General features: G+C 54.8%; 20 protein-coding genes and 1 pseudogene. 15 read left to right on the top strand and 6 right to left on the bottom strand.

Going from position 1 to position 21,261, the window contains the following annotated elements; all coding sequences use genetic code 11:
- The first annotated feature begins 84 nt into the window (after window positions 1-84).
- Window positions 85-1,347: a diaminopimelate decarboxylase gene (gene lysA, locus V5P19_RS16300; protein ID WP_334405097.1), complete on the top strand. Its 1,263-nt coding sequence runs from the start codon at window positions 85-87 to the stop codon at window positions 1,345-1,347.
- Here lysA and V5P19_RS16295 read toward each other — a convergent pair.
- The gene (locus V5P19_RS16295; protein WP_334405095.1) at window positions 1,317-2,354 is read right to left on the bottom strand and encodes a LacI family DNA-binding transcriptional regulator; all 1,038 of its coding nucleotides are present in this window, start codon (window positions 2,352-2,354) and stop codon (window positions 1,317-1,319) included. The two genes, lysA and V5P19_RS16295, sit on opposite strands and share 31 nt — an antisense overlap.
- A gap of 300 nt (window positions 2,355-2,654) precedes the next feature.
- Between V5P19_RS16295 and V5P19_RS16290 the strand changes: the two genes are divergently transcribed.
- From V5P19_RS16290 to V5P19_RS16275, 4 genes are all read left to right on the top strand, one after another.
- Complete coding sequence (locus V5P19_RS16290) at window positions 2,655-3,980, top strand: PTS transporter subunit EIIC (protein WP_334405093.1); 1,326 nt, start codon at window positions 2,655-2,657, stop codon at window positions 3,978-3,980.
- A gap of 7 nt (window positions 3,981-3,987) precedes the next feature.
- On the top strand, window positions 3,988-5,415 hold the full coding sequence (locus tag V5P19_RS16285) for a glycoside hydrolase family 1 protein (RefSeq protein WP_334405091.1): 1,428 nt from the start codon (window positions 3,988-3,990) through the stop codon (window positions 5,413-5,415).
- Between the two features lie 90 nt (window positions 5,416-5,505).
- A complete protein-coding gene (locus V5P19_RS16280; protein ID WP_334405089.1) occupies window positions 5,506-6,279 on the top strand; it encodes a GntR family transcriptional regulator in 774 nt (257 codons plus the stop codon).
- The gene (locus V5P19_RS16275; protein ID WP_334405086.1) at window positions 6,276-6,752 is read left to right on the top strand and encodes a GNAT family N-acetyltransferase; all 477 of its coding nucleotides are present in this window, start codon (window positions 6,276-6,278) and stop codon (window positions 6,750-6,752) included. Before V5P19_RS16280 ends, V5P19_RS16275 begins: the two co-directional genes overlap by 4 nt.
- Here the strand turns inward: V5P19_RS16275 and galR are convergent.
- Complete coding sequence (gene galR / locus V5P19_RS16270; RefSeq protein ID WP_334405084.1) at window positions 6,713-7,729, bottom strand: HTH-type transcriptional regulator GalR; 1,017 nt, start codon at window positions 7,727-7,729, stop codon at window positions 6,713-6,715. The genes V5P19_RS16275 and galR overlap by 40 nt on opposite strands.
- Before the next feature lie 620 nt (window positions 7,730-8,349).
- On the opposite strand from galR, the gene aas reads away from it, so the two are divergent.
- Entirely contained in the window at window positions 8,350-10,509 is a 2,160-nt protein-coding gene (gene aas / locus V5P19_RS16265) for a bifunctional acyl-ACP--phospholipid O-acyltransferase/long-chain-fatty-acid--ACP ligase (RefSeq protein ID WP_334405083.1), read from the top strand.
- Entirely contained in the window at window positions 10,502-11,695 is a 1,194-nt protein-coding gene (gene lplT, locus V5P19_RS16260) for a lysophospholipid transporter LplT (protein ID WP_334405082.1), read from the top strand. Before aas ends, lplT begins: the two co-directional genes overlap by 8 nt.
- Window positions 11,696-11,775: 80 nt before the next feature.
- On the opposite strand, the gene V5P19_RS16255 is transcribed toward lplT, so the two are convergent.
- The 4 genes and pseudogenes from V5P19_RS16255 to V5P19_RS16240 all read right to left on the bottom strand — a co-directional run.
- The gene (locus V5P19_RS16255) at window positions 11,776-12,816 is read right to left on the bottom strand and encodes an NADP(H)-dependent aldo-keto reductase (protein ID WP_334405081.1); all 1,041 of its coding nucleotides are present in this window, start codon (window positions 12,814-12,816) and stop codon (window positions 11,776-11,778) included.
- A gap of 147 nt (window positions 12,817-12,963) precedes the next feature.
- Window positions 12,964-13,182, bottom strand: a complete 219-nt coding sequence (locus tag V5P19_RS16250) for a YgdI/YgdR family lipoprotein (RefSeq protein ID WP_334405079.1) — start codon at window positions 13,180-13,182, stop codon at window positions 12,964-12,966.
- Between the two features lie 129 nt (window positions 13,183-13,311).
- Window positions 13,312-14,004: a DNA mismatch repair endonuclease MutH gene (mutH, locus tag V5P19_RS16245; protein WP_334405077.1), complete on the bottom strand. Its 693-nt coding sequence runs from the start codon at window positions 14,002-14,004 to the stop codon at window positions 13,312-13,314.
- Between the two features lie 154 nt (window positions 14,005-14,158).
- Window positions 14,159-14,233, bottom strand: a pseudogene (locus tag V5P19_RS16240) (hypothetical protein); the annotation flags it as partial.
- A 454-nt stretch (window positions 14,234-14,687) separates the two neighbouring features.
- Here V5P19_RS16240 and rppH point away from each other — a divergent pair.
- The 8 genes from rppH (at window position 14,688) to V5P19_RS16200 (ending at window position 21,255) form a co-directional block, all read left to right on the top strand.
- Window positions 14,688-15,218: an RNA pyrophosphohydrolase gene (gene rppH, locus V5P19_RS16235; protein WP_013098553.1), complete on the top strand. Its 531-nt coding sequence runs from the start codon at window positions 14,688-14,690 to the stop codon at window positions 15,216-15,218.
- 12 nt (window positions 15,219-15,230) lie between these two features.
- Complete coding sequence (gene ptsP, locus V5P19_RS16230; RefSeq protein ID WP_334405075.1) at window positions 15,231-17,477, top strand: phosphoenolpyruvate--protein phosphotransferase; 2,247 nt, start codon at window positions 15,231-15,233, stop codon at window positions 17,475-17,477.
- 197 nt (window positions 17,478-17,674) lie between these two features.
- Complete coding sequence (lgt, locus tag V5P19_RS16225) at window positions 17,675-18,550, top strand: prolipoprotein diacylglyceryl transferase (protein WP_334405073.1); 876 nt, start codon at window positions 17,675-17,677, stop codon at window positions 18,548-18,550.
- A gap of 6 nt (window positions 18,551-18,556) precedes the next feature.
- A complete protein-coding gene (gene thyA / locus V5P19_RS16220; RefSeq protein WP_334405071.1) occupies window positions 18,557-19,351 on the top strand; it encodes a thymidylate synthase in 795 nt (264 codons plus the stop codon).
- 182 nt (window positions 19,352-19,533) lie between these two features.
- Entirely contained in the window at window positions 19,534-19,998 is a 465-nt protein-coding gene (locus V5P19_RS16215; protein WP_334405069.1) for a prepilin peptidase-dependent protein, read from the top strand.
- Window positions 19,989-20,549, top strand: coding sequence for a prepilin peptidase-dependent protein (locus tag V5P19_RS16210; protein ID WP_334405068.1), 561 nt, complete (start codon window positions 19,989-19,991; stop codon window positions 20,547-20,549). Before V5P19_RS16215 ends, V5P19_RS16210 begins: the two co-directional genes overlap by 10 nt.
- Window positions 20,546-20,947, top strand: coding sequence for a DUF2509 family protein (locus V5P19_RS16205; protein ID WP_334405067.1), 402 nt, complete (start codon window positions 20,546-20,548; stop codon window positions 20,945-20,947). The genes V5P19_RS16210 and V5P19_RS16205 overlap by 4 nt, the downstream gene beginning before the upstream one ends.
- Window positions 20,932-21,255, top strand: coding sequence for a prepilin-type N-terminal cleavage/methylation domain-containing protein (locus V5P19_RS16200; RefSeq protein ID WP_334405066.1), 324 nt, complete (start codon window positions 20,932-20,934; stop codon window positions 21,253-21,255). The genes V5P19_RS16205 and V5P19_RS16200 overlap by 16 nt, the downstream gene beginning before the upstream one ends.
- Window positions 21,256-21,261: the final 6 nt, after the last annotated feature.

Here is a 21,261-nt window from a genome sequence, read left to right as displayed (position 1 = left end):
TGCATAGACTCACGATAAAACGATATTTTTTATTCTCTTCGTGCTGTGGCGTAATCATCAAAACGCATTGACCCGGAGAAAACCATGCCACGCCCGCTGAACCAGACTGATACCGATTTGAACGCCGACAACCTGCTGCGCCTGCCTGCCGAGTTTGGCTGCCCCGTGTGGGTCTACGACGCGCAGATCGTTCGCGAGAAAATTGCCGCACTGCATCAGTTTGACGTGGTGCGCTTTGCGCAGAAGGCGTGCTCCAACATTCACATCCTGCGCCTGATGCGCGAGCAGGGCGTGAAGGTCGACTCTGTTTCATTAGGTGAAATTGAGCGCGCGCTGGCGGCCGGATTTGATCCAAAAGCCGACGGCGACGCCATTGTCTTTACCGCTGACCTCATCGACGACGCAACGCTTGCGCGCGTGCACGCGCTGCAGATCCCGGTAAACGCCGGTTCTGTGGATATGCTGGAACAGCTTGGACAGGTTTCTCCTGGGCATCGCGTCTGGCTGCGCGTGAACCCGGGCTTCGGGCATGGTCATAGCCAAAAAACCAATACCGGCGGCGAGAACAGCAAGCACGGGATTTGGTACAGCAATCTGCCTGCCGCCCTGGAGGTACTTCAGCGCTACAGCCTGAAGCTGGTGGGCATTCACATGCACATCGGCTCCGGCGTGGATTACGGTCACCTTGAGCAGGTTTGCGGTGCGATGGTACGCCAGGTAGTGGAGTTCGGTCAGAATCTGGAGGCGATCTCCGCGGGAGGCGGTCTTTCCATTCCTTATCGCGAAGGTGAAGAGGCGATCGATACCGATCACTATTACGGACTGTGGAGCGCCGCGCGCGACAAAATCGCCGCCCATCTGGGGCATCCGGTAGAACTGGAGATTGAACCGGGCCGTTTCCTGGTCGCGGAGGCCGGGGTGCTGGTTTCGCAGGTACGCAGCGTGAAGGAGATGGGGTCTCGCCACTTCGTATTGATTGACGCGGGTTTTAACGATCTGATGCGCCCGTCCATGTACGGCAGCTATCACCACATTACCGCATTGGCTGCTGATGGCCGCGATTTGACGCAGGCGCCACGCGTTGAAACGGTCGTTGCGGGGCCGCTGTGCGAATCAGGCGACGTATTCACCCAGCAGGAAGGTGGCAAAGTAGAAACCCGCGCGCTGCCTGACGTGAAGCCGGGCGATTATCTGGTGCTGCACGATACCGGCGCGTACGGAGCGTCGATGTCCTCTAACTACAATAGCCGCCCGCTGCTGCCGGAAGTGCTGTTTGATAATGGCGTGGCGCGTCTGATTCGCCGTCGCCAGACGATTCAGGAACTGCTGGCGCTGGAATGCATCTGAGTAAAGTACGGCCCCGTGGTGACCGAGTCGCGTAACACCAGCGTGCCGGTAAACGGCGGGATCGCTTCGACCGGCTGGTTTTTCGCCAGCCGGATCGCCTGATCGATAGCCGTCACGATCATATTATCGATAGGCAGATAAACCGACGACAGTGCGGGCTCCAGCCATTTCGCGCTTGGGGCGTCGTCAAAGCCAAACAGCGAGATATCCTGCGGGATCCGCAGCCCCGACTGGTGTAATGCTTTAGACGCGCCCAGCGCCATATCATCATTACAGGCGAACAGGGCGCTAAAGGATACGCCTTCGGTAATTAATTCATTGCACAGCTCATAGCCTCGGGTCATTCCCGCATCGCCATATTTAATCCGCCGCTCGTCCAGCCGAATACCGTGCTTCTCCAGCGCTTTGCGATAGCCCATCAGGCGCGCTTTGCCGGTAGGCGTATGGATCGGCACGGTAATGCAGGCTATCTCGCGGTGGCCCTGGCTTATCAGGTAATCCACCGCTTTGAAGGCCGCATCCTGCTGTTCAAAGAAGACGCAGCGATCCGCTGCCTGGCTGACTTCACGGTTAATGACCACCAGCGGGGTTTGCACGCTGTTGATAAGCTTCATGATCGCTTTTTCACTCATGTAGCGGGTGTACAGCACGATAGCGTCGCACTTGCGATCGGCGAGCATTTGCACCGCCTGTTCTTCCTGTTCCGGCGCGTCGTGGCCATCGGTGACGATCAGCTGCTTGCCGTGTGTTTCCGTCTGCCGCGAGGCTTGTTGCAGAAGGCGACCAAAATAGAAGCCGTCAAAGGTGGAGACCACCAGACCAATGCTGTTACTGGTCTGGTTAGCAAGCGAACGTGCGAGAAAATTCGGGCGATAGCCCAGCTCTTCCATCGCAGCAAAAACCTGCTGACGCGTACTCTCTTTAACCTGACCTGTGCCGTTCAGCACGCGCGATACCGTCGCTTTCGACACGCCCGCACGCAGTGAGACATCCAGCATTGTTGCCATTAGACATTCCTGATTCCACGTAATGGTTTGCAGTTTAACACAGACCATCCGGCGCATAAGCGACGCGGGCAGGGCAAAATCCCCACCAGGATCACGCTTTTTGGTAACGATCCGTCAGCCCAACATAAATGACTGAAAGTGGTATGCCAAAATGGTCAAAAATCACAATCTGGAATACCTATCACGGCGTTGGGAGCTTAATCACAGAACAATCACTCCCCTGAAGCTATTTTTGGTATGCCAATAGTATCCGGCTGTACACCTTATTCAATAAAAGCCCTTTTACTGAGGTATTACCCTATGGCATTACAGGAAAAACTGATCGACGCTCTGGGCAGTTTTGCCACGAAATTCAACAGTTATCGCTACATCATGGCGATCAAGTCTGCTTTCATTACCTTAATGCCGGTCATCATCGTTGGGGCATTCTCCGTGCTGATCTCCAACATGGTGCTGGATCCGAAAAACGGCCTGGCGAGCTTCCAGTCGCTGTCGTTTCTCGCCGCGCTAAAGCCAATCACCAGCGCGTTAAATTACGCCACGCTCAACTTCCTCAACATCGGCGCTGTCTTTCTGATCGGCGTTGAGCTGGGACGTATCAACGGCATCAAGTCGCTGTTCCCGGGCCTGCTGGCGGTGATCTGCTTTATCTGCGTGACGCCGACTACCGTGGAAATGCTGGTGGACGGCGAAATGCACGTGGTCAAAGACGTGCTGCTGCGCCAGTTCTCTGACACCCGCAGCCTGTTTCTCGGCATGTTTATCGCCATTCTGTCCGTAGAGGTCTACTGCTGGCTGGAGAACCGTAAAGGGCTGAAGATCAGGATGCCGGATACCGTCCCGCCTAACGTGGCGGCATCGTTCTCTGCGCTGATCCCGGCTATTATCACCACGACCGCAATTGCCACGTTCGGCTTCGTATTCCATCAGATCACCGGCATGTATCTCTACGATGCGGTTTATCAGGTGGTACAGCAGCCGCTGGAGCGAGTGGTGCAAAGCCTGCCGGGGATCCTGCTGCTGATGTTTGTCGCCCAGCTTTTCTGGGTCATCGGCATTCACGGCAACCAGATGATCAAGCCGATCCGCGAGCCGCTGCTGCTCGGGGCGATCACCGTTAACATGAGCGCGTTTGAGCAGGGCAAAGAGGTGCCGAATATCATCACCATGCCCTTCTGGGATGTGTATATGAGCATCGGCGGTTCCGGTTTGACGATTGGCCTGCTGATCGCCGTGATGATCGCCACCAAGCGCAAAGAGATGAAAGAGATCGCCAAGCTTTCCATTGGACCGGGCCTGTTTAACATCAACGAACCGGTGATCTTCGGTATGCCAATCATGCTTAACCCGATCCTCGCCATTCCTTTCATCATCACCCCGCTGGTCACCGGCTCAATCGGTTACTTTGCAACGGTGACCGGGTTTGCCGGTAAAGCCGTCGTCATGGTGCCGTGGACCACGCCGCCGCTGATCAACGCCTGGCTTTCCACCGCAGGATCGATGGGCGCGGTGATCACCCAGCTGATCTGCATTGTGACGGCCGTGCTGATTTACCTGCCGTTCGTGAAAATTGCCTCACGCCGTGCCGATCAGGCAGCGCTACAGCAAGCCACCGACAACGTATGAGGATGTCATGAGCATAAAACAGATGGCGATACCGCAGGATTTCATCCTGGGAGCGGCCGCGTCGGCCTGGCAGACCGAGGGCTGGAGCGGCAAGAAAGCGGGTCAGGATTCGTGGATTGATCTCTGGTACAAAAACGATCGTCACGTCTGGCACAACGGCTATGGCCCGGCGGTGGCGACCGACTTTATCAACCGCTTCCGTGAAGACGTCGCCCTGATGAAGCAGGCAGGGCTAACGCACTACCGCACTTCGATCAACTGGTCACGCTTTTTAACCGACTATGAAAACGTGACGGTGGATGAATCGTACGCGGCGTATTACGACGCGCTGTTTGATGAAATGCACCGACAGGGCATTGAGCCGATGATCTGCCTTGAGCACTATGAACTGCCGGGCGTGCTGCTGGAAACTTACGGCGGCTGGGGCTCGAAGCAGGTTGTCGAACTATTTGTACGTTATGCGGAAAAAGTGTTTGAACGCTACCACGCCAAAGTGACCCGCTGGTTTACCTTCAACGAGCCAATTGTCGTGCAGACCCGCGTGTATCTTGATGCGCTGCGCTGGCCGTATGAGCAGAACACCCATAAATGGATGCAGTGGAATCACCATAAGGTGCTGGCGACGGCAAAGGTCGTTAAGCTGTTCCGTGAAAAAGGGTATCAAGGCTCGGTGGGCTGCATTCTGAACCCAGAAGTAACCTATCCGCGCTCCCGCGCGCCGCACGACGTGCGTGCCGCTGAGGTCTATGATCTGTTCTACAACCGCGTTTTTCTCGATCCGCTGGTACACGGACGCTATCCGCAGGAACTGATTGCCCTGCTGGATAAGCATCAGGTGGCGTGGGACTACACGGAAGATGAGCTGACGCTCATCGCCGAAAATACCGTCGATGAGCTTGGCATTAACCTCTATTATCCGCACCGGGTAAAAGCGCCTTCACGGGCCTGGCATCCCCAGACGCCTTTTCACCCTGCCTACTATTACGAGCCGTTTGAGCTGCCAGGACGGCGGATGAATACATCCCGTGGCTGGGAGATCTACCCGCGCATCGTCTATGACATGGCGATGCGGATCAAAAACGATTACCGCAACATTCGCTGGTTCGTGGCAGAAAGCGGTATGGGCGTTGAAAACGAAGCGCAGTTCCGCAGCGCTGAGGGCATTATTCAGGACACCTACCGCATCGACTTTATCCGCGAGCACCTCTATTACGCGCTGCTGGCGCGGGAGGAGGGCGCTAACTGTCATGGCTATATGCTGTGGGCTTTCACCGACAACGTTTCACCGATGAACGCGTTTAAAAATCGCTATGGGTTAATTGAGATCGATCTGGAGGATAACCGCGCGCGGCGTGCGAAAAGGTCGGCCGCCTGGTTCCGCCAGCTGCACGATGAGCGGGTGCTCACGCTCTCAATTGATGATGAATGGAAGTAAGCGAAAACCAGGCAGGTTCTGGTAAAATAGCGCAAAAACTGGCCGGGAGGACGCCCGGCCTGCGCATTAACTGAAAACACAGGTGGTAACGTGGATAAGGCTGTCATCCTGCCGGAAAAAAAACAGTACCAGGAAATTGGCGAGGATTTACGGGCGCAAATTATCCAGGGGCATTATCCCGTTGGGTCGCGCCTTCCTCCTGAGCGCAATATTGCCGAGACCTATGGCGTGAGCCGCACCATCGTGCGCGAGGCGTTGCTCATGCTGGAGCTGCAGGGCACGGTGGATATCCGCCAGGGCTCTGGCGTGTACGTTATGCGCATCCCGGAAGAACACGAGAACGAAGAAGAGCGTTTTCTCAATAGCGACGTGGGGCCGTTTGAAATCTTACAGGCGCGCCAGCTGCTCGAAAGCAACATTGCCGCGTTTGCCGCCAAAATGGCGACGCGCGCCGATATCGATAACCTGCGCCGCATCATCGAGCAGGAGCAGCGGGCGATTGCTGCCGACGACAGCAGCCAGGACAACAATAAAATGTTCCACCTGGTGCTGGCGGGCGCGACGCAAAACCAGATGTTGCTGGCGACCGTGGAGAGCATCTGGCACCACATGGACAGTAGCCCGCTGTGGCAGCAGTTCAACGTGCATATTGCCAGCCGCGCGTATCGCCTGAAATGGCTGGGTGACAGGCAAACTATCCTTGCCGCACTCCGTCGCCGCGACGTGATGGGGGCCTGGCAAGCGATGTTTCAGCATCTGGAGAACGTGAAAAAGAGCCTGCTTGAGTTATCTGATGAAGACGCACCGGATTTTGACGGCTATCTTTTTGAATCGCTGCCAATCTTCCAGGGGAAAATGGTGTGACTATTCTGCCGCTTTACGACGCGCCGCAGTATGCGGACACGGTGACCGACTGGATCTGGCTGGCCTTTGGCGACGGCTTACCGCGCGAGTTCTTTCAAAGTATCGTCGAGCACAGCCAGACGCCGGGTGCGCTGCCCCTGACGTTTATTGCCGTTGAAGGCGAACAGCTTCTGGGTACCGTGGGGCTCTGGCGTTGCGATCTGATCGCCCGTCAGGATCTCTTTCCGTGGCTGGCGTCACTGTATGTTGATGACGCGGCGCGAGGAAAAGGGCTGGCAGGACAGTTACAGGAGCATGTCATCGCGTATGCCGCTCAGGCAGGGTACACCGAGCTGCATCTCTGGTCCGCCTGCCGCGACTTCTACGAACGTTACGGCTGGCAGTACATCGGTGATGCGCTGGAGTACCCGAACAAAACGGTACATCTCTATCGCTATTCCTCTGGCGTTTCAGCCAACTGTGCGACAGAGTGACGGCGTACCAGCGTTGGGCTGAAAAGATGCGTAATATCAGGCGGCTGACGCTGATCCGCCAGGGCTAACGCCAGTTCTGCGGCCTGCGTTGCCATGGTGATAATCGGGTAACGCACGGTGGTCAGGCGAGGGCGCACGTAGCGCGACACCAGTATGTCATCGAACCCAATCAGGGAAATCTCTGCAGGCACCTCAATACCGTTGTCATTGAGCACCCCCATCGCCCCTGCGGCCATCGAGTCGTTATAGCTGGCAACCGCGGTAAAATTCCGCCCGCGCCCTAAAAGTTCCGTCATCGCCTGTTCACCGCCGCTCTCGTCCGGCTCTCCGTAAGCCACCAGACGATCGTTGCACGGTAAACCGTTTTCGCGCAGCGCATCGTAATAGCCCTGCAGGCGGTCGTCAGCATCGGAAATAGGGTGGTTAGAGCAGAGATAGCCAATGCGGGTATGGCCCTGTTGAATCAGATGGCGAGTCGCAAGCCAGGCACCGTAGCGGTCATCCAGCGCTACGCAGCGTTTTTCAAACCCAGGGATAATGCGGTTGATGATCACCATACCCGGGATCTGCTTCATGAGATGAATGAGGTCAGCATCGGGGATCATTTTGGCGTGGACAACCAGCGCGGCACAGCGATGACGCATCAGCTGTTCAATAGCCTGACGTTCTTTTTGTTCATTGTGGTAGCCATTGCCAATCAGCAAAAAATTGCCAGTTTGATAAGAAACCTGTTCAACGGCTTTCACCATCGCACCAAAAAACGGATCTGAGACATCGCCGACGACCAGTCCGATGGTGTCGGTCGACTGCTGAGCAAGCGCGCGGGCATTGGCGTTGGGATGGTAGTTCAGGGATTCCATGGCGCTTTGCACAGCCTGGCGTGATGCGTCACTGGCTTTCGGGGAGTCGTTAATCACGCGTGATACGGTTGCAACGGACACACCAGCCAGACGGGCCACATCCTTAATTGTCGCCATTTAATACCTTCTTAGTGGGGGTAAGCGGTTACACACCAACTAGTGTTGCGGAAAAGCGCCGCGCATTCAAGGGGAGCGGGGTGACACACGCGACAAACGTGACGCAGAACAACCCCTTTCTGTGTAATCGTTACACGGTCAGACATGTCAAAATAATGTCATTCCGAACCTTTAGTTACACTTTGCCGTAGGCTGTTGCGATTGTCCGATGGCGAAGATGACGGGCAGATTGATAGAGTCGAGATCCCAGAGGTATTGATAGGTGAAATCAACCCCGGTTGATTAACACGATTTACACCAGCCTGCGTTTTTACGCAGGTTTTTTTTTGCCTGATAGTTCAACCTGTAACAGCAAAAGAGAATATTCACACCTCGTTGCACTTAGGCTCATTCCCTTGCGTTTTCCCACTGGCGAAGCCGGTAGTGAACAGCCACAATCAAGATCCCAGAGGTATTGATTGGTGAGAATTCTTAGTACGGTTTCGTACTCATCTCTTGCACCAGCCTGCGCGGATGCGCAGGTTTTTTTTCGCCTCAGTATTTGCAGTCGCTCCCTCCCCACTTCTCGTGTAATCTGCCAACATTTAGACCTTTTATCCTTGCTGGCAAAGGGAGTTGAGATGCTTTTTGGACTCTTCCGTACACTGTTTCGTATCCTTTTTCGCCTCCGCGTGACGGGCAATGCCCAGGCGCTTTACGGCGAACGCGTTCTCATCACGCCTAACCACGTTTCGTTTATTGATGGCATTTTACTGGCGCTGTTTTTACCCGTGCGGCCCGTATTCGCGGTGTACAGTTCCATCAGCGAAAAATGGTATATGCGCTGGCTGGCGCCGCTGATTGATTTTGTGCCACTCGACCCAACAAAACCGATGATGATCAAACACCTGGTGCGTCTGGTTGAGCAGGGGCGTCCGGTGGTTATTTTTCCTGAAGGGCGTATTTCAGTGACGGGCTCGCTGATGAAAATTTATGACGGCGCCGGTTTCGTTGCGGCGAAGTCACGGGCGACAGTCGTGCCGTTACGCATTGATGGGGCAGAACTGACCTATTTCAGCCGGCTGAAAGGGCTGGTGAAGCAGCGTTTGTTCCCGAAAATTACGCTCCATATTTTACCGCCAACGTCGTTGCCGATGCCGGAAGCCCCGCGCGCCCGGGATCGTCGTAAAATGGCCGGTGAAATGCTGCATCAAATAATGATGGAAGCGCGCATGGCCGTGCGCCCGCGCGAAACGCTGTACGAGTCCCTGCTGTCGGCGCAGTACCGCTATGGCGCGAAGAAAAACTGCATCGAAGACATTAACTTTACGCCGGATACCTATCGTAAACTGCTGACCAAGACGCTGTTCGTGGGCCGTATTCTTGAGAAATACAGCAAGCACGGCGAAAAGATTGGCCTGATGCTGCCGAATGCCGGTATCAGCGCGGCGGTGATTTTTGGTGCGGTTTCCCGCGGTCGTATTCCGGCGATGATGAACTACACGGCGGGCGTGAAAGGGTTAACCAGCGCTATCACCGCGGCTCAAATCAACACCATCTTTACCTCCCGCCAATTCCTTGATAAAGGCAAGCTGTGGCACCTGCCGGAGCAACTGACCCAGGTGCGATGGGTGTTCCTTGAAGATCTGAAAGCGGACGTCACGACGAGCGATAAGCTGTGGATTTTTGCTCACCTGCTGATGCCGCGTCTGGCGCAGGTTAAACAGCAGCCGGAAGATGATGCCATCATTCTGTTTACCTCCGGCTCAGAAGGGAATCCGAAAGGGGTCGTTCACAGCCATAAGAGCATTCTGGCGAACGTCGAGCAGATCAAAACCATTGCTGATTTTACGGCCAACGATCGTTTTATGTCTGCGCTGCCGCTGTTCCACTCCTTTGGTCTGACGGTAGGGCTGTTTACGCCGCTGCTGACTGGCGCTGAAGTCTTCCTGTATCCAAGCCCGCTGCACTACCGCATTGTGCCGGAACTGGTGTATGACCGTAACTGTACCGTGCTGTTCGGGACGTCAACTTTCCTCGGTAACTATGCGCGTTTTGCTAACCCGTATGACTTCTTCCGCGTGCGCTATGTGGTTGCTGGCGCGGAGAAACTGCAGGACAGCACGCGGCAGATTTGGCAGGACAAGTTTGGTCTGCGCATCCTTGAAGGCTATGGCGTCACAGAGTGTGCGCCAGTGGTCTCCATCAACGTGCCGATGGCGGCGAAACCCGGTACCGTGGGGCGAATTTTACCGGGGATGGACGCGCGTCTGCTGGCCGTACCGGGCATTGAGGACGGTGGCCGTCTACAGCTGAAAGGGCCAAACATAATGAACGGCTATCTGCGCGTGGAAAATCCGGGCGTGCTGGAGGCCCCGACGGCAGAAAATATTCAGGGTGAGGTTGAGGCGGGTTGGTACGATACCGGTGACATTGTCCGTTTTGATGAGCAAGGCTTTGTGCAGATTCAGGGGCGCGCAAAACGCTTCGCCAAGATTGCGGGCGAGATGGTTTCTCTGGAGATGGTTGAGCTGCTGGCGACAGCGGTTTCTGCCGACAAGATGCATGCCACCGTCGTCAAGAGCGATGCCAATAAAGGTGAGGCACTGGTGCTCTTTACCACCGACAGCGAGCTTAAGCGTGACCAGCTACTTAAACATGCGCGCGAGCACGGTATTCCTGAACTGGCGGTACCGCGTGATATTCGCTATCTCAAACAACTTCCGGTGCTGGGTAGCGGTAAGCCCGATTTCGTGACCCTCAAAGGCATGGTCGAAGAGGCGGAACAGCAAAATGCGTGAGTCAGTGAACACTAACACTTCGCTTTGGTCGAAGGGCATGATGGCGGTCACCGCCGCTCAGTTTCTCTCTGCCTTTGGTGACAACGCCCTGCTGTTTGCCACGCTGGCACTGCTGAAAGCGGAGTTTTATCCCGACTGGAGTCAGCCGATCCTGCAGATGGTGTTTGTGGGCGCTTACATTATTTTTGCCCCTTTCGTGGGCCAGGTGGCCGACAGTTTCCCCAAGGGCCGGGTGATGATGTTTGCTAACGGTCTGAAACTGCTCGGCGCCGCCAGCATTTGCTTTGGTATCAACCCGTTTATCGGCTACACGCTGGTGGGCATTGGCGCGGCGGCCTACTCACCGGCGAAGTATGGCATTCTCGGCGAGCTGACGACGGGCGATAAACTGGTGAAAGCCAATGGCCTGATGGAATCTTCCACCATTGCGGCCATTCTGCTCGGCTCCGTCGCGGGCGGCGTGCTGGCAGACTGGCATGTCCTGGCGGCGCTGGGCGTTTGCGCGGTGGTGTACGGCGGGGCGGTTATCGCCAACCTGTTTATCCCGGCGCTGCCGGTGGCACGTCCTGGCCAATCCTGGCGCTTTAAGCCGATGACGGGCAGCTTCTTTAATGCCTGCCGCGTGCTGTGGCTTAACGGTGAAACGCGCTTCTCACTGATGGGTACCAGTATGTTTTGGGGCGCAGGCGTCACGCTGCGTTTCCTGCTGGTGCTGTGGGTGCCGGTTGCGCTGGGTATCGCCGACAACGCGACGCCAACCTACCTTAATGCGATGGTGGCTATCGGGATTGTCGTAGGGGCAGGGGCGGCGGCAAGGCTGGTGACGCTTGAAACCGTCGCGCGCTGTATGCCCGCGGGAATGTTGATCGGCGTAGGGGTGCTGTTCTTCTCGCTGCAACACGCGTTATTGCCCGCCTATGCGCTGCTGATCCTGATTGGGATGCTGGGTGGTTTCTTCGTTGTACCGCTAAATGCGCTGCTGCAGGAGCGCGGCAAGCAGACCGTTGGCGCGGGCAATGCCATTGCGGTGCAAAACCTTGGCGAGAATATGGCGATGCTACTGATGCTGGGGCTCTATTCGCTGGCAGTCAAAGCGGGTGCACCCGTTGTGGCGATTGGCGTCGGTTTTGGCGGGTTGTTTGCGCTGGCAATTGCCGGGCTGTGGATGTGGCAACGTCGGCGTTGATATATGAAGCCTGATGCCCCTCTCCCACGAGAGAGGGTGCAAACACTCAAAACGGCAACATGGTTGCCGTTTTGCTTTTATTACGGTGCAGGGTACGTATACACCTGGTGTACCGCTTCAATCTCCGCCAGGACCTCTTCACTCAGATTCAGATGGAAACTCTCAATGTTAGTTTTCAGCTGTTCCATGGTTGTCGCGCCCAGCAGCGTACTGGCAACAAACGGCTGACGACGCACGAAGGCTAGCGCCATCTGGGCAGGATCAAGGCCGTGACGCTTCGCGATATCCACATAGGCCGCAACGGCTTTCTGCGTTTGCTCGCCGCTGTATCGGGTGAAGCGGCTAAAGAGCGTGTTACGCGCCCCAGCAGGCTTTGCGCCGTTCAGGTATTTGCCCGTCAGCGTGCCAAAGCCCAGACAGGAATAGGCGAGCAGTTCCACTTCTTCATACTGCGTCACTTCTGCCAGGCCCACTTCATAGCTGCGGTTCAGCAGGCTGTAGGGGTTTTGAATGGTCACGATGCGCGGCAGTTCGTGTTTATCCGCCAGATGCAGGTAACGCATCACGCCAAACGCCGTTTCATTAGAAACGCCGATGTAGCGGATTTTACCCGCGCGCTGGCACTCCGTCAGGGCTTCAAGCGTTTCCAGCAGGCTCACCACAGGCGCGCTCTCATTCCAGCTGTAACCGAGCTTGCCAAAACAGTTAGTCGGACGCTGAGGCCAGTGTACCTGGTAGAGATCGAGATAGTCGGTTTGCAGGCGCTTCAGGCTGGCATCCAGCGCGGCGCGGATATTCTTACGATCGAGGATCTGATGAGGGCGGATCCCGGCATCGTTATTGCGGGAAGGGCCGCTGACTTTCGAGGCGACAACCAGTTTTTCGCGGTTGCCACGTTTTGCCAGCCAGTTGCCAACGTAGGTTTCAGTAAGCCCCTGTGTTTCAGGGCGAGGTGGTACGGGGTACATTTCGGCGACATCAATCAGGTTAATGCCCTGGCTGACCGCATAATCGAGTTGTGCATGGGCATCGGCTTCGCTGTTTTGTTCACCAAATGTCATCGTGCCCAACCCCAGTTGGCTTATTTCCAGAGAGCTGTGGGGGATACGGTGATAATGCATAGCCGGCTTCCTTCATTAGACATGTAGACAAAAGACATGTAGACCGCGTCAGGAACCTCCCGACAAAGGAATATAAACATGGCAGAGGGGAAGCAAAAGGGGAAGGAAAAAAACAAAAAGGCCAGCAAGCGACTGACCTTTATCTGCTTATCGTTCGATAATTTGTGAAACGTCGTCGCGGTTAATCTGCATCTTGTTGCCCTGCTGGTCGCGGTAGCTCACCAGACCGGTATCATCATCAACTTCGGGTTTGCCATCGGTCAGGATCATGCGTCCATCTTTAGTCGACATGACGTAATCACTGCTACAACCGGATACTGCAAACGCTAAACCCACTGCTGAAATTAACACTGCCCATTTTTTCATCGTTATCGTCCTCACCTGGCTCGTATCAAATCATAGTGTAGTAATAACCTGATTATTCGACAGGAGGAAGCGGTAAAATCTTAAAAACCAGGCGATTGTGTTTGATAGGTCGCAAAATTCGTTAAAAAACTACGTTTTTAGTAAGAAATGGCGTGCAAGCAGTGCCCCTGTGAAATTCTTTTTAAGGTAAAAACCCCGGGGCAGCGTCAGTATCGGTTCTCCCCGTGCGCCGATAGCCTCGGTCAGTGCCTTACTGTTCGCCGCTTTTGGGCGGAGCTGCAATACCTCGCCATGGCGGGCGGTGATGCGCTCGACCTGACCCAGGACAATCATATCCATCAGTTCTTCCCAGTCGAGTCTGAGCTGTCTCTCTTCATCTTCGTCAGGACTCCACAGCAGCGGTGCGCCCACACGACGTGCTGCGAGCGGGATTTGGCGTTCGCCTTCAACCGGTACCCATAGCACCCGCTTCAGTTTATGCCGTACGTGGCTGGTTTCCCACGTGACCCCTGTGTTACCGGTTAACGGCGCAACGCAGACAAATGTGGTTTCCAGCGGCTTTCCCTGACTGTCGACAGGAATGGTTTTCAGCTCGACGCCCAGAGTAGCGAAATCTTGCTCGGGTTTACTCCCTGCACTTGCCCCCAACCAGAGTTCAAGCAACATACCGATCCAGCCCTTATCTCGCTTAAGATCGTCGGGGATCGCTAATCCGGCCATCGCCGCCAGCTCGCCAAGCGAAAAGCCCGCCAGCCGCTGCGCCTGGTGCAGTAACTCAGGCTCAGTAGAAGGGGGGGAAATCATGGGAGTAAGCGGATGCATTAAGGTAACCTTTTGATTAAAAAATAGACTAAGAATTTATCCCCTGTGGATAGAGCTTAACTTTTTCTGTACTCAATTTCCATGTGTATGATTTATAGGTTTTTTTATCCGTGAAAAAGGAATTGCTGAAAGTCCAAAAAAGGGTTGTTCAATTCTGGTCACTGACAATGAACAGGATCTTACACCATGTTATCCACAGAAAAGTGGGATAACTGGGAATAACCCTCACTACTGTTTCAATTTACAGCCTTGACGTGCGACGAAAATCCAATATTCAGACAATTTGTGTCTAACTAATTGGCACAATCTGTGGATAAAACCGACGCTGTTCGATCTTTCATCAGTACGGTGATCGTTGATGTGACGATCGTCACGTTAATCATCATGTACTGTGCAAAAACATGGTTAACAATATGAAAATATTAATTTTATTTCTATGGGATAACGATGGGCTTAAGAGAATGATTCAGGTTGTCCATCGGTAATTCCATACTTCTTCACAACTATATCCACAGAAAAGGTGAATAAAATTGCCGTCTTGGTCACTCATCTGTTTATAACTCAGCCCAAATTTGTGAGTTATTCAAATGTTATTAGGTTGCAGGCCTGTAAGAGAGTGGTTTACCGCCTCCCTGTAGTGTGAAACAATCATTCATATATCAGGTTTAGTTTGGGGTAGTCCGGTGATTGATGACGATGGCTACCGCCCGAACGTAGGAATAGTAATTTGTAATCGTCAGGGCCAGGTAATGTGGGCCCGGCGATATGGTCAGCACTCCTGGCAGTTCCCGCAAGGCGGGATCAACCCAGGAGAGTCCCCAGAACAAGCGATGTACCGGGAGCTGTTTGAAGAGGTCGGTTTAAGCCGAAAAGATGTTCGCATCCTGGCTTCGACTCGCAACTGGTTGCGTTACAAGTTACCGAAACGTTTGGTGCGTTGGGACACAAAGCCGGTTTGTATCGGCCAGAAACAAAAATGGTTTCTGCTGCAGTTGGTGGGCAACGATTCAGATATCAATATGCAAACCAGCAGTACGCCAGAGTTTGATGGCTGGCGCTGGGTAAGCTATTGGTATCCTGTTCGGCAGGTCGTGTCATTTAAGCGCGATGTTTACCGTAGGGTGATGAAAGAGTTCGCAAGTGTTGTGATGCAGCTTCAGGAGATCCCCCCTAAGCCGCAAAGCGCACCTGCCTGGCGACGTAAAAGAGGTTAAGCTACGCAAATCATGCTCACCCGCTTGCGAGAAATAGTCGAGAAGGTGGCCAGCGCGCCTCGTCTGAACGAAGCGTTAAATATTCTGGTCACTGACATCTGTCTTGCGATGGAGACCGAAGTCTGTTCGGTATATCTGGCCGACCATGATCGGCGTTGCTATTACCTGATGGCGACCCGTGGTTTGAAAAAACCGCGCGGCCGCACCGTTACGCTTGCGTTTGATGAAGGTATTGTTGGCCTCGTAGGGCGGCTGGCGGAACCTATCAACCTTGCCGATGCGCAAAAGCACCCCAGCTTTAAATATATCCCCTCCGTAAAAGAAGAGCGCTTCCGCGCATTCCTGGGTGTACCTATTATCCAGCGGCGTCAGCTGCTTGGCGTTCTGGTCGTTCAGCAGCGCGAGCTGCGTCAATTCGATGAAAGCGAAGAGTCTTTCCTTGTGACGCTGGCGACGCAGATGGCCGCGATCCTCTCTCAGTCTCAGCTTGCGGCCCTTTTTGGCCAGTACCGTCATACGCGTATTCGCGCGCTTCCCGCGTCTCCCGGCGTGGCGATTGCCGAAGGCTGGATGGATGCGACGCTGCCTCTGATGGAACAGGTTTACGAAGCCTCCACGTTAGATGAGGTGCTTGAGCGTGAGCGTCTTACCGCAGCGCTGGAGGAAGCCGCCAACGAGTTTCGTCGCTACAGCAAACGCTTTGCTGCAGGCGCGCAAAAGGAGACGGCGGCTATCTTCGACCTGTATTCACACCTGCTTTCCGATGCGCGTCTGCGCCGCGAGCTGTTTGCGGAAGTGGATAAAGGCGCAGTCGCAGAGTGGGCTGTTAAAAAGGTCATCGAAAAATTCGCCGAGCAGTTTGCCGCGCTGACCGACGGTTATCTCAAAGAGCGTGCAGGAGATTTACGTGCTCTGGGGCAACGCCTGTTGTTCCACCTCGACGATACTATTCAAGGCGCGAATGCCTGGCCAAAACGGTTTGTGTTGGTTGCCGATGAACTCTCGGCGACGACGCTGGCAGAACTCCCGCAGGACAGGCTGGCGGGTGTGGTGGTCCGCGACGGCGCCGCCAACTCTCACGCCGCCATTATGGTACGCGCTCTCGGTATTCCCACCGTTATGGGCGCCGATATCCAGCCGTCGGTATTGCACCGGCGCACCCTGGTTGTGGACGGATATCGCGGTGAGCTGCTGGTCGATCCTGAGCCGGTTCTGCTTCAGGAATACCAGCGCCTTATCAGTGAAGAAAATGAATTAAGCAAACTGGCGGAAGATGACGTCAACCTGCCCGCGCAGCTCAAAAGCGGCGAGCGGATCAAAGTCATGCTTAACGCCGGTTTAAGCCCTGAGCATGAAGAGAAGCTCGGTAGCCGCATTGATGGCATTGGCCTCTATCGCACCGAAATCCCCTTCATGTTGCAAAGCGGTTTTCCCTCAGAAGAGGAGCAGGTTGCTCAATATCAGGGCATGTTGCAGATGTTTAACGACAAACCTGTCACGCTACGTACACTGGATGTTGGTGCGGATAAACAGCTGCCCTACATGCCGATCAGTGAAGAAAATCCGTGCCTGGGCTGGCGTGGCATTCGCATTACGCTCGATCAGCCGGAGATCTTCCTGATCCAGGTGCGCGCGATGCTGCGTGCGAATGCGGCGACGGGCAACCTCAGTATTTTGCTGCCCATGGTCACCAGTATTGATGAGATCGACGAGGCGAGAAGGCTGATCGAACGTGCTGGCCGTGAAGTCGAAGAGATGATCGGCTACGCGATCCCTAAACCGCGGATTGGCGTGATGCTCGAAGTCCCGTCAATGGTCTTTATGCTGCCGCAGCTGGCAAACCGCGTCGATTTTATTTCCGTCGGCACCAATGACCTGACGCAGTATATTCTGGCCGTCGATCGGAACAACACGCGGGTTGCCAGCATCTACGACAGCCTGCACCCGGCGATGCTTCGGGCATTGGCGATGATTGCGCGTGAAGCGGAGCAACACGATCTCGATTTGCGTCTGTGCGGCGAGATGGCCGGAGACTCCATGTGTGTGGCAATCCTGATTGGCCTCGGGTTCCGCCATTTATCGATGAACGGCCGTTCTGTTGCCCGAGTGAAATACCTGTTACGCCATATCGACATCGACGATGCCCGCGAGCTGGCGGAGCGCAGTCTTGAAGCGCAGATGGCAACCGAAGTTCGTCATCAGGTCGCGGCTTTCATGGAGCGACGCGGTATGGGTGGCCTCATCCGCGGCGGCCGATAAGCCGCCATACTCCTTCTCCTTTTAGGGGAGAGGGAGAACAAGCCACGCAACCGCATATACACATCTTTTACATCTCAGTCGCATCCTCCGTGTCTGCCTTATGCTATGATTCGCAACTTTGGAGCCTCTGCGACAAGCAGTAGTGCATTTGTACCGCTGTCCACTTTCAGCGGAATAACAACATCTTGTGGTGACAGATGAACAGTGGTTATCTGCATTTTCCGGAATTTGATCCGGTCATTTTCTCAGTAGGACCTGTAGCGCTTCACTGGTATGGTCTGATGTACCTGGTGGGCTTTATTTTTGCCATGTGGTTGGCGGGTCGTCGTGCCAGCCGTCCTGGCAGTGGCTGGACGAAAAATGAAGTCGAGAACCTGCTGTATGCTGGCTTCCTCGGCGTATTCCTCGGTGGCCGTATTGGCTACGTCCTGTTCTATAACTTCCCGGTATTCCTGAGCGATCCACTGTATCTGTTCCGCGTCTGGGATGGCGGCATGTCCTTCCACGGGGGGTTGATTGGTGTGATCCTGGTGATGGTCATTTTCGCCAAGCGCACCAAGCGTAATTTCTTCCAGGTTGCTGATTTTATCGCACCGTTGATCCCGTTTGGTCTGGGCGCGGGTCGTCTGGGCAATTTTATCAACGGCGAGCTGTGGGGGCGTGTCGACCCGAGCGTTTCGTTTACCATGCTCTTCCCGGGCTCCCGCGCGGAAGATATGGCTCTGCTTCCATCGCACCCTGAATGGCAATCCATTTTTGATACCTACGGCGTTCTGCCGCGCCACATGTCTCAGCTCTACGAGCTGGCGCTGGAAGGCGTGGTGCTGTTTATCATCCTGAACCTGTTTATCCGCAAACCGCGTCCGATGGGAGCTGTCTCCGGCCTGTTCCTGATTGGCTACGGCGCGTTCCGTATCATCGTTGAGTTCTTCCGCCAGCCGGATGCGCAGTTCACCGGCGAGTGGGTGCAGTACATCAGCATGGGACAGATCCTCTCAATCCCGATGATTGTCGCGGGTGCCATTATGATGATTTGGGCGTATCGTCGTCGTCCACAGCAACAACTTTCCTGAGGAACCATGAAACAGTATCTTGAATTGATGAAAAAAGTGCTCGATGAGGGCACGCCGAAAAATGACCGTACCGGCACCGGCACGCTCTCCATTTTTGGCCACCAGATGCGCTTCAATCTGCAAGAAGGCTTCCCTCTGGTGACGACAAAGCGCTGCCACCTGCGCTCGATCATTCATGAGCTGCTCTGGTTCCTGCAAGGCGATACCAACGTTGCGTATCTGCACGAAAACAATGTCTCAATCTGGGACGAATGGGCAGATGATAACGGCAACCTGGGCCCGGTTTACGGCAAGCAGTGGCGTGCATGGCCAACGCCAGATGGCCGCCATATTGACCAGATCACGACCGTCATGAATCAGTTGAAAAACGATCCGGACTCGCGCCGAATTATTGTTTCCGCCTGGAACGTGGGCGAATTGGATAAAATGGCGCTGGCACCGTGCCATGCGTTCTTCCAGTTCTATGTGGCGGACGGCAAGCTCTCCTGTCAGCTTTATCAGCGTTCATGCGATGTGTTCCTCGGCCTGCCATTTAATATTGCCAGCTACGCGTTGCTGGTTCACATGATGGCGCAGCAGTGCGACCTCGAAGTAGGGGATTTTGTCTGGACCGGTGGTGATACCCATCTTTACAGCAACCACATGGAACAGACGCATCTGCAGCTGACTCGTGAGCCGCGTGCCCTGCCAAAACTGGTCATCAAGCGTAAACCGGAATCGATCTTCGATTACCGCTTTGATGATTTCGAGATTGAAGGCTACGATCCGCATCCAGGTATCAAAGCCCCCGTGGCTATCTGATACGGCAAATACTCACACAACCGGTGCGTTAACGCGCCGGTTTTTTTTCGTCTTCATTTTTTTTCGAGCCTCTTTCCAGCCTTGATGCAACGACCTGCAACAGGCGAATTTCTCGGGAAAGCCGCTCGCAAACATCACATTCCTTGCTCGCCGAGTTGTCCGCACTTCGCCACACTCCCCGCATGAACAAAGAGAACGGCTTTACGCTTATCGAAACCCTGGTTGCCATCTCGCTGGTTGTCATTCTCAGCGCGACAGGGCTTTACGGTTGGGACAGCTGGCAGCGCGAGCAGCGGCTGTGGCAAACCGCGGGGCAGGTACGTGACTACCTGGTCACCCTGCGCAACGACGCAACTCGACACAATCGTGACCACCTCATCGTACTTCACCAGAATGGGGAGAGCCCGTGCCTGATGAGTTCTGCCGTGAAGGGGTGTGACAAGAGCAGTCCTTATGTACTGATTCCCCTTTGGCCTGAAGTGACGATAAGCGAGGTCACGCCCTCATTAGGATTTTATGGTTTAAGGGATACGGCATGGGCAGGTCGGATACGCGTACAAAGCCGCGCAGGAGAATGGCTAATTATCGTTTCAAATGGAGGACGCATACGGATGTGTAATACCGAGGGAGACAGTTCATGTCGATGAACCAGCGTGGCTTTTCGCTTACAGAAGTCCTGATTGCTGCGGCGATAAGCAGCATTCTGCTATTAAGCGCATCACGTTTTCTTCCCGGTTTACAGCGGGCTGCCCTACTGCAGTCTGGCCTGCGGGAACGTGAAGAGGAGGTCTGGCAACGCCTTTTTGCCATTGGAAAACAGCTTCAGCGAGCGGGATATTGCGCGGGAAACTGTCAGGGGCAGGGCCTGATGGTAGGAAGGCAGGGAAGCTGTGTCATTGTGCGATGGGATGCAAACAGCAACGGCAGTTGGGATACGTCTGCGTCAGAAAACGAGATTACCGGTTTTCGTCTTGAGTCGGGAGCGCTGGAAATCCTGCGTGGAGCAACCTCCTGTGAGGGAAAAGGGTGGGAGAAGCTTACCGACCCGGAAAGAATTGTTGTCCAGCAGTTTATGGTGAGCAAAACGGAGCATGCGGGTTTTGCTCCTGAGTTAACGATTGAACTGGCCGCCCTTCGTAAGGGGGAGTCAGGCACGGCTTATCAAGCCAGCTATGGGGTCACGGGGTATAACTTATGAACCGCGAGCGCGGGATGTCGTCGCTCGCACTGGTTTTGCTTTTGCTGGTGCTCGGTACATTAATCCTCACCGGTTTAAACCAACAGCTCGCTTCCTTTAGCGCGCTGGTGGGCAGTGAAAGTCGCTCGGTCCAGGAGCAGGCGTTTGCGCAGTCGGCCCTGGAGTGGGGGCGGGCTCAGCGCTGGTTATTACAACCGGATATTCAGTGTAAACAGCGACAGACGCAGCGCGTTTGCTTGCGTTTACTCAGCGAGGCGCGCGTTTTACTTATTGCAGGAAAGAACGACCTGATGCTGTGGCGCACGGGAGAGGTGACTGATGGTCTGATTCATTTCTCACCTCATGGCTGGAGTGATTTTTGTCCCCTAAAGGAGGCTGCGCTATGTCAGTTGCCATGAGCAGAGAAAACGGGTTTAGCCTGGTTGAGGTCTTACTGGCGATGATGCTGCTGGTGGTGATTGTCACTGCCCTATCTGGCTATCACCGGGCACTTGCGGTTCGCTTCTCCATGTTGAATCAATATCGTGAGTTATGGCACAGCGTCTGGAACCAGGCACAGCTGAAGGCCAGTACGCTTCCACCAGGCTGGCAGGTAAACCGGGTGCAGACAATGCAGTCCGGATGTGTCAGCATCACGGTTACACTTATTTCTCCTCTGGGGCGACGCGGTGAGATAACGCGTCTGCATTGCCCGGTTAGCCAGTAGTCGGGA

The organism is Enterobacter sp. UNJFSC 003 (assembly GCF_036903355.1).
Lineage (GTDB): Bacteria > Pseudomonadota > Gammaproteobacteria > Enterobacterales > Enterobacteriaceae > Enterobacter.
Note: the sequence above shows the minus strand (reverse complement) of the source record. Positions and strands in the feature narration are given on the sequence as shown.

Coding starts and splice junctions, on each gene's coding strand:
- lysA (WP_334405097.1), top strand. CDS start 85: ATGCCACGCCCGCTGAACCAGACTGATACCGATTTGAACGCCGACAAC.
- V5P19_RS16295 (WP_334405095.1), bottom strand. CDS start 2,354: ATGGCAACAATGCTGGATGTCTCACTGCGTGCGGGCGTGTCGAAAGCG.
- V5P19_RS16290 (WP_334405093.1), top strand. CDS start 2,655: ATGGCATTACAGGAAAAACTGATCGACGCTCTGGGCAGTTTTGCCACG.
- V5P19_RS16285 (WP_334405091.1), top strand. CDS start 3,988: ATGAGCATAAAACAGATGGCGATACCGCAGGATTTCATCCTGGGAGCG.
- galR (WP_334405084.1), bottom strand. CDS start 7,729: ATGGCGACAATTAAGGATGTGGCCCGTCTGGCTGGTGTGTCCGTTGCA.
- aas (WP_334405083.1), top strand. CDS start 8,350: ATGCTTTTTGGACTCTTCCGTACACTGTTTCGTATCCTTTTTCGCCTC.
- lplT (WP_334405082.1), top strand. CDS start 10,502: ATGCGTGAGTCAGTGAACACTAACACTTCGCTTTGGTCGAAGGGCATG.
- V5P19_RS16255 (WP_334405081.1), bottom strand. CDS start 12,816: ATGCATTATCACCGTATCCCCCACAGCTCTCTGGAAATAAGCCAACTG.
- V5P19_RS16250 (WP_334405079.1), bottom strand. CDS start 13,182: ATGAAAAAATGGGCAGTGTTAATTTCAGCAGTGGGTTTAGCGTTTGCA.
- mutH (WP_334405077.1), bottom strand. CDS start 14,004: ATGCATCCGCTTACTCCCATGATTTCCCCCCCTTCTACTGAGCCTGAG.
- ptsP (WP_334405075.1), top strand. CDS start 15,231: ATGCTCACCCGCTTGCGAGAAATAGTCGAGAAGGTGGCCAGCGCGCCT.
- lgt (WP_334405073.1), top strand. CDS start 17,675: ATGAACAGTGGTTATCTGCATTTTCCGGAATTTGATCCGGTCATTTTC.
- thyA (WP_334405071.1), top strand. CDS start 18,557: ATGAAACAGTATCTTGAATTGATGAAAAAAGTGCTCGATGAGGGCACG.
- V5P19_RS16215 (WP_334405069.1), top strand. CDS start 19,534: ATGAACAAAGAGAACGGCTTTACGCTTATCGAAACCCTGGTTGCCATC.
- V5P19_RS16210 (WP_334405068.1), top strand. CDS start 19,989: ATGTCGATGAACCAGCGTGGCTTTTCGCTTACAGAAGTCCTGATTGCT.
- V5P19_RS16205 (WP_334405067.1), top strand. CDS start 20,546: ATGAACCGCGAGCGCGGGATGTCGTCGCTCGCACTGGTTTTGCTTTTG.
- V5P19_RS16200 (WP_334405066.1), top strand. CDS start 20,932: ATGTCAGTTGCCATGAGCAGAGAAAACGGGTTTAGCCTGGTTGAGGTC.